The 7,331-nt window shown below is 72.6% G+C and carries 5 protein-coding genes; 4 read left to right on the top strand and 1 reads right to left on the bottom strand.

Annotated elements, in window-relative coordinates; all coding sequences use genetic code 11:
- A partial coding sequence (locus tag ABLE43_RS20515; RefSeq protein WP_348979996.1) for a S8 family serine peptidase occupies nt 1-1,175 on the bottom strand: 1,175 nt, incomplete at its 3' end.
- Nucleotides 1,176-1,356: 181 nt separating this feature from the next.
- Here ABLE43_RS20515 and ABLE43_RS20510 point away from each other — a divergent pair.
- The 4 genes from ABLE43_RS20510 to ABLE43_RS20495 all read left to right on the top strand — a co-directional run bounded on the left by ABLE43_RS20510 (nt 1,357) and on the right by ABLE43_RS20495 (nt 7,241).
- Entirely contained in the window at nt 1,357-3,843 is a 2,487-nt protein-coding gene (locus ABLE43_RS20510; protein ID WP_348979995.1) for a circularly permuted type 2 ATP-grasp protein, read from the top strand.
- Nucleotides 3,843-4,727: a transglutaminase family protein gene (locus tag ABLE43_RS20505; RefSeq protein ID WP_348979997.1), complete on the top strand. Its 885-nt coding sequence runs from the start codon at nt 3,843-3,845 to the stop codon at nt 4,725-4,727. The genes ABLE43_RS20510 and ABLE43_RS20505 overlap by 1 nt, the downstream gene beginning before the upstream one ends.
- A gap of 293 nt (nt 4,728-5,020) precedes the next feature.
- Nucleotides 5,021-5,797: an ImuA family protein gene (locus ABLE43_RS20500; RefSeq protein ID WP_348979994.1), complete on the top strand. Its 777-nt coding sequence runs from the start codon at nt 5,021-5,023 to the stop codon at nt 5,795-5,797.
- Nucleotides 5,694-7,241 carry a Y-family DNA polymerase gene (locus ABLE43_RS20495; RefSeq protein WP_348979993.1) on the top strand — a complete coding sequence of 516 codons (1,548 nt, stop codon included), beginning with the start codon at nt 5,694-5,696 and terminating at the stop codon, nt 7,239-7,241. The genes ABLE43_RS20500 and ABLE43_RS20495 overlap by 104 nt, the downstream gene beginning before the upstream one ends.
- The last annotated feature ends 90 nt before the right edge of the window (nt 7,242-7,331 follow it).

The raw sequence follows: 7,331 nt of genomic DNA, 5'->3' as shown, positions 1-7,331 counted from the left end.
TCAGAGCGCAACGTGCCGGACCGAGCGGGAAAGCTGGCTTTATCAGTGCTTCCCCAAAGGAGCAGGCCGCAGGAGGCGACAATCAGTGATGTCACTTCGTGACATTTACCGCTGAAAGCTACACCCGCCGGAGCCGCCGCCAGCGCCTTCGCGACGTTCAATATGCCGTTGCCGTACACCGCGTCGCGCCCCGGCGCGCCCGCGTCGGTCGCATTGTCCAGCAGCAGCGTGACGATCTGCGCGCCGCTCAGGTTCGGGCGGGCCTGCGCGATCAGCGCCACCGCGCCGCTGATCGCCGCCGCCGCGCCGGAGGTGCCGTCATATTCGACCAGCTTGCCCTGCCGGTCGATCATCGTGATCTCCTTGCCCAGCGCGGTCAGGAACGCCGCCGCCGCCGGGCCGCTGCCCGCCTGGTTCGCGCCCTTGGTGTAGAAGCTGCCGTTGGCGTCGTGCCCGCCCGCGATGATGACCCATCCCGGCGCCGCCTCGGCAAAGGCGCGCGGCATCAGCAGCGGCTCGCGCCCGCCCGAATCATTGTTGCCCGCGCTGATGACCATCACGATCCCGGCGGCGGCGGCCTTCTGCACCGCCGCGTTGAACACCGGATGGGTCGAATCGCCCGCGAACGACATGTTGATGACCCGCGCCTTCTGCGCGATCGCGACGTCGATCGCGCGCAGGAAGCCTTCGCCCGACATGTCGCATTCGGTGATCGACTTGCACTTGGCCGGGTCCGATGCGTTGAGCGACAGCAGCGTCGCTTCCGGCGCGACGCCGTGCATCCCCTGCGCATCGCGCGCCGCCAGCGCGACCGCCGCCATCGCCGTGCCGTGGCCGCTGGTGTCGACCAGCCCGCGCGTGCCCGCCATGTCGCCGCTCGCCGGATCGACGCGCCCGGCGAACTCGCTCAGCCCCGGTTGCAGGCCGGTGTCGAGGATGGCGATCTTGACGCCGCGCCCGGTGAACCCCGCGCGATAGGCGGCATCGGCATTGGCCGCGACCGCCGCGTTGGAGCGCTGGTCCTCCAGTTGCTGCGCGGTCACGGTCGCGGTGCCGCCGGTCGCGCCGCCGCCCGATACGCCGACGCTCCCCTGTTCCGAACTGCCGCCGCATGCGCCCAGCAGCAGCACGCCGCCCATCGCCGCCGCGCGCATCGCCTGCCTGCCGTACCGCATCGCGTTCCCCCGTGTCCCTGATGCCATGACGGTAGCGCAACGACTTTGCGGGCCGATGAACGGCGGCGCGGGCAGGGGTTTCGGTACGTTTCGTACCGCGCGCCGTTCCGCCGCACCGGCCAAAGCGGTTGCGCGCCGCCGCCCGCCATGCTTGGGAACGCACGGGAACCGGGGGACAGGCATGGGCACCCACGCGATCGACTCATTGCTGGACGCAGGGGCCGTCGCCGATCGTTGGCTGCGCGACTATTGCGGCCGTGCGCCTGCGGGCGACATGCTGGTCGACACGACCGGCACCGACCGGGCGGCATGGGCCACCACGCTGGAGGAACTGGCCGCGCTGTCCGGCGACACGCTCGGCCCCGTGCGCGAACGGGCGCAGCGCCATGCCGAGGATATCGGCACCGTCTACCGCGTGGTGGGCGAGAGCGAGGAGCGCCGCTGGCCGCTGTCGCCCGTCCCGCTGCTGATCGGCAAGCGCGAATGGCAGGGCATCGCCGAGGGCGTCGCCGAACGCGCCGAACTGCTCGAAACGGTGATCGCCGACATCCATGGCGAACAGCGGCTGGTGGCGGACGGGGTGCTCCCGGCGATGCTCGTCACCGGATCGCCGCTGTTCCTGCGCCCGATGGTCGGCCTCGAACCGCCCGGCGGGCACCAGCTGCATTTCGTCGCGATGGATCTGGCGCGCGGGCCGGACGGCGGCTGGCGGGTGCTGGCCGATCATGTCCGGGTGCCGGTGGGGGCGGGCTATGCGTTGGAGAACCGGCTGGCGATGGGGCGGACGCTCGGCGCGCTGCCCGCGCGGCTGAACGTCGAGCGGCACGCGCCGTTCTTCGCCGGGGTGCGCGCCGGGATCGCCGCCGCGTGTCGCCGCGCCGAACCGCGCATCGGGCTGCTGACGCCGGGGCGGCTCAACCCCAGCTATGCCGAACAGGCGCATCTCGCGCGCTATCTCGGCTTCCTGCTGGTGGAGGGGGCCGACCTCGCGGTGCGCGACGACCATCTCTACGTCCGCACCATCGCAGGGCTCAAGCGGATCGACGCGCTGTGGCGGCGGCTCGACCCGCGGCTGATCGATCCGCTGGCGTTCGATTCGACCTCGACGATCGGCGTGCCGGGCCTCGTCGATGCGATGGCGGCGGGCAATGTCGTGATCGCCAACGCACCGGGCGTCGGCGTGCTCGAAGCACCCGCCTTCGCCGCCTTTCTCCCGCGGATCGCGCAGCATCTGCTGGGACGCGAACCGATGCTGCCGTGCGTGCGGACATGGTGGTGCGGCGAGGACGCGGCGCGCGCGCAGGTGCTCGCCTCGCTCGACCAGCTCGTCGTCGGCCCCGCCTTCGTCCCCGGCGTGCTCGGGCTCGACGGCGGGCCGGTGCTGGGCGCCACGCTCGATGCCGCCCAGCGCGCACGGCTGGCCGCGGCGATGGCGCTGCGCCCGCAGGACTATATCGGGCAGGAGGTCGCGCATCTCGCCACCATGCCCACCGGCTGCGGCGACGGGCTCGAACCGCGCCCCTTCACCCTGCGCGTCTTCGCGGCGCGCGGCGGCGACGGCGGCTGGCAGGTGCTGCCCGGCGGCTTCGTGCGCATCGGCGACCAGCCGGATGCCCGCGCGGCGGTGATGGGCGAGGGGTCGTGGTCCGCCGACGTGATCGTCCACGGCCCCGATCCGGTCGCCCCCATATCCCTGCTGCAAGGCGCCGACAGCGTGGAGCTGCGCCGCAACCCCGGCACGCTGCCCAGCCGCGTCGCCGACAACCTCTTCTGGCTGGGCCGCTATTTGGAGCGCGGCGAGGCGCTGCTGGGCGTCATCCGCGTGCTGTTCGGCCATTCGATCTCGGCGGATACCGGCGCGGCGCTGGCGCCGGAGACGGTTACGCGGCTGGTGACGCTGATCGCCGACACCGGCGCGGCGGTGCCCCCCGCCAGCCATCGCCGCCGCGACCTCGTCGATTTCGCCCGCGCCGCGATGGAGACGGCGGACGGCTGGGCCAGCGTGCGCGCGATCAACCGGCTCGCCGCCAGTATCGGCGCGGTGTCGCGCGACAGGCTGTCGGCGGACATGGTGCGCCTGCTCGACGCGCCGCATCCGGTGACGGGCACGCTGCTCGACCGGGCGGGCACGCTCCAGCGCCGCTATGCCGCGCTGGCCGGGCTGTCGGCGGAGCATATGGGGCGCACCGATGCGTGGCGCTTCCACGATCTCGGCCGCCGGATCGAACGCGCGCTCGCCACCACCCGCATGCTGCTGGCGGTCGACCTGCGCCGGGCCAGCGCCGAGAATCTCTCGACGCTGCTCGACCTCGCCGACAGCCAGATCAGCTATCGCCAGCGCTATCTGATCGGTTTCGCGCGGGTGCCGGTGATCGACCTGATCGCGCTCGACCCCGGCAATCCGCGCGGCCTGGCGTTTCAGATCGACACGATCGTCGGCCACCTCGCCCGGCTGCCGGTGCTGAACGACGCCGGGATTGCCGAGCCGCAGCAGCGCATCGCCGCGCGGCTGACCGCGGGGATCGCCATGGCCTCGGCCGAGCGGCTCGACCGCGGCTGGGTGCTGGAGATGGGCGACCAGTTGCAGAAACTGTCCGACGCCATCGCCACCCGTTATTTCCTGCAAGGCGCGCAGGCGCTGCGCGAAGCCGGGCTGACCCTCGCATGATGCGCTATGCCATCCGCCACGTCACCCGCTTCGACTATGCCGAGGTTGCGGGCTATGCGCGCTGCAACCTCCGCCTGCGCCCGATCCTGTGGTCGGGACAGGTGCTGGAGGACTATGCGCTGGTGGTCGAACCCGGCGGCCATACCGCCCCGGCGCGCGCGCAGGCGGGCCTCGCCAACGTCACCCGGCTGGTGGTGGAACGGCCCGAGCGCACGCTGACGATCGAGAGCCGCGCGACCGTGCTGGTCGACCGCCCGGTGCCGATGCCCGCGCCCACCGACCCGACCGTCGCCGAAGTCCGCGCACTGGCGGCGGCGGTGGCCGATGCCGGACCCGCCAGCCCGGCGAGCTACCTCTTCCCCTCCGCGCACGTGCCGCTGGTGCCGGAGATCGCCGACTGGTGCGCCGCCGAACTGGCCGACACGCGCGGCGTGCTCGACGCGGCGATCGCGCTGGCGTGGATGATCCAGCGCGACTTCGCCTTCGATCCCACCGCGACGCTGGTGGATACGCCCATCGCCGAGGCCTTCGCCAAGCGCGGCGGCGTGTGCCAGGATTTCGCGCAGATCATGCTGTCGGGCCTGCGCGCCGCCGGACTGCCCGCCGCCTATTGCTCGGGCTATCTGCGCACGCTGCCGCCGCCGGGGCAGGAGCGGCTGGTCGGGGCCGACGCGACCCATGCGTGGGTGCTGGTATGGGCCGGGCCGCTGCTCGGCTGGGTCGGGGTCGATCCCACCAACGGCATCTGGATGGCGGAGGATCATGTCGTGATGGCGATCGGTCGCGACTATGCCGACATCGCGCCGATCGACGGCGTGGTGCTGGGATCGGGCGCGCAGACGATGCACGTGTCGGTCGATGTGGAGCCGTTGGGCATCGGGTGATCCTGGGTTCACGCGAAGGCGCGAAGGCCGCGAAGAAGGACGGTTCGCGCGGAGGCGAGGAGAGGGGTGCGCGGCTGGCCCATCTTGTTCGTCATTCCGGCCTTCGCCGGAATGACGGAACCATGATTCGGAGGGATACCGCCGCAAACGCAACCCCTCTCCGTGCCTCCGCGTCTCCGCGCGAACCCTCCTTCTTCTACCCCTTCGCGCCCTTCGCGCCTTCGCGTGAACCACCCCCCCCGCCCCAACCCCGATTGACGAACCCCCACGCACCGCGCGATAAAGAACAAATCATGAACGCAGAGTCGCCCCTCGTCCAGCTCAAGCGCCGCATCGCCGCGATCGAGCGGCGCGTGGAGGCGACTCGGGCGGTGCCGGTGGCGACCGGCCATGCCGATATCGATGCGGCCTTGGGCGGCGGCATCGCGCGCGGGCGGCTGCACGAACTGTTCGCGCTCGACACGGGCGATGCGGGCAGCGTTAGCGGATTCGCGGGCATGTTGTCGATCCGCCTGGGCGGCGGCGTCGTCTGGCTGCGCGAGGAGGCGGCGGTGCGCCATGGCGGGCATCTCCACGCGCCGGGACTGGTCGAGATCGGCGTGGACCCCGCCCGGCTGCTGGTCGTGCTGCTGCCCAGCCCGCTCGACCTGCTGCGCGCCGCCGCTGATGTCGTGCGCTGCGCCGGGGTCGGCGTCGCGGTGGTCGAACTGCACCGCGACCCGCGCGTGCTCGATCTCACCGCCAGCCGCCGACTCGCGCTCGCCGCCGAGGACAGCGGCGTGACCACGCTGCTGCTGCGCATTGCCGGAACCCCGGTGGCCAGCGCCGCCGACACCCGCTGGGCGGTGCGCTCCTGCGCGTCGCAGCCGCTGGCGGCCAATGCGCCGGGGCATCCGACGCTCGATCTGGAATTGTTGCGCCAGCGCGGCCGGGGGGCCGAGGGACGCTGGCAAGTGGAGTGGAACCGTGACCAGAGCCTCTTCACCCCCCCGGCGCCATCTGGCGCTGTGGTGGCCGTTCCTGCCGACCGACCGGCTGCGGCGCCAATCCGCTTGCGACGTACCGGCTGACGGCCCGCTCGCCTGTGTCGAGGCGATGCGCGGCGGCATGCGCCTGTCCGCGGTCGATGGCGAGGCGCTGGACCGGGGGCTGGCACCGGGCATGACGCTGGCCGACGCCCGCGCGCTGCTGCCCGATCTGGCGGTGGTCGATGCCGATCCCTTTGCCGATCACGCCTGGCTGGAGCGGATCGCCGATGCCTGCGACCGCTACACCCCGCTGGTCGCGCTCGACGGCGGCGACGGGGTGACGCTCGACATCACCGGCTGCGCGCATCTGTGGGGCGGGGAGGGGGCGCTCGCCGCCGAGGTCGAAGCGCGGCTCGCCCCCTTCGGCACGCTGCGCCACGCGCTGGCCGATACCCCCGATGCGGCACAGGCGCTCGCCCGCTTCCAGCAGGCTCCGGCGGCCAATGAGGCGGCGGCGATCCGGCGCCTGGGCGTCGCCGCGCTGCGCCTCGACGACGAGATCGCGCTGGCGCTGCGCCGTGCCGGCCTGAAGACCATCGGCGACCTCGCCAGCCGCCCGAGCGCGCCGATCGCCGCGCGCTTCGGCGAGGAGACGGTCGCCGCGCTCCACCGCCTGACCGGCGAGGCCGACCAGCGGCTGCGTCCGCGCCGCGCACTGCCCGCGCTGTTCTTCGAGCGGCGCTTCGCCGAACCGATCGCGCGCGACGCCGATGTGCTGGCGGCGATCGGCGAACTGGCGAGGGAGGCGGAGGCCGAACTGGTCGCGCGCGATCGCGGCGGGCGGCGCTTCGCGGTGCGGCTGTACCGCAGCGACGGCGCGATCCGCGACCTCGCGGTCGACAGCGGGCTGCCGCTTCGCGATCCGCCAACCATTTTGCGCCTGATGCGCGAGCGGATCGAATCGCTCGCCGATCCGCTCGACCCCGGCTTCGGCTTCGACCTGATCCGCATGAGCGTCCCCGCGCTCGAACCGATGGTGCCGACGCAGTTGCAGCTGGAGGGCGGCACCGTCAGCGCGGAGGCGATGGCCGAGCTGGTCGATCGCCTCTCCACCCGCCTCGGCCGCGCCCGCGTCTGCCGGGTGTGCCCAGGCGACAGCCACATCCCCGAACAGGGCGTGCTGACCATCGTCGCACAGGATGCCGCGCCTGCGCCGGTCGCATGGGACGCGCCCGAGCCGGGCGAGCCGCCGCTCCGCCCGATCCACCTGTTCGATCCTCCCCAGCGGATCGAGGTGATGGCCGAGGTGCCCGACGGCCCGCCGCACCGCTTCCGCTGGCGGCGGACCCAGCACGACGTGATCCGCTTCGAGGGGCCGGAGCGGATCGCTGCGCAGTGGTGGCGGCGCGGGCAGGCGCGCACCCGCACCCGCGATTACTACCGGGTCGAGGACGTGCGCGGGCGGCGCTACTGGATCTTCCGCCACGGCCTGTACGAACGCGAGACGAACGACCCCACATGGTATGTCCACGGGGTGTTCGCGTGAGCGGGCGGCGGGCCACCCTCCGTCATTGCCGCGCAGGCGGGAATCCATTCACGCCGACGCTGCGCATGGAATCGGGACGCTGGCCTATAT

The sequence above is a fragment of the Sphingomonas silueang genome, from assembly GCF_040049155.1.
In the GTDB taxonomy this organism is placed as follows: Bacteria; Pseudomonadota; Alphaproteobacteria; order Sphingomonadales; family Sphingomonadaceae; genus Sphingomonas; species Sphingomonas silueang.
The sequence above is the reverse complement of the archived record's forward strand: the minus strand, read 5'-3'. Positions and strand labels throughout refer to the sequence as shown.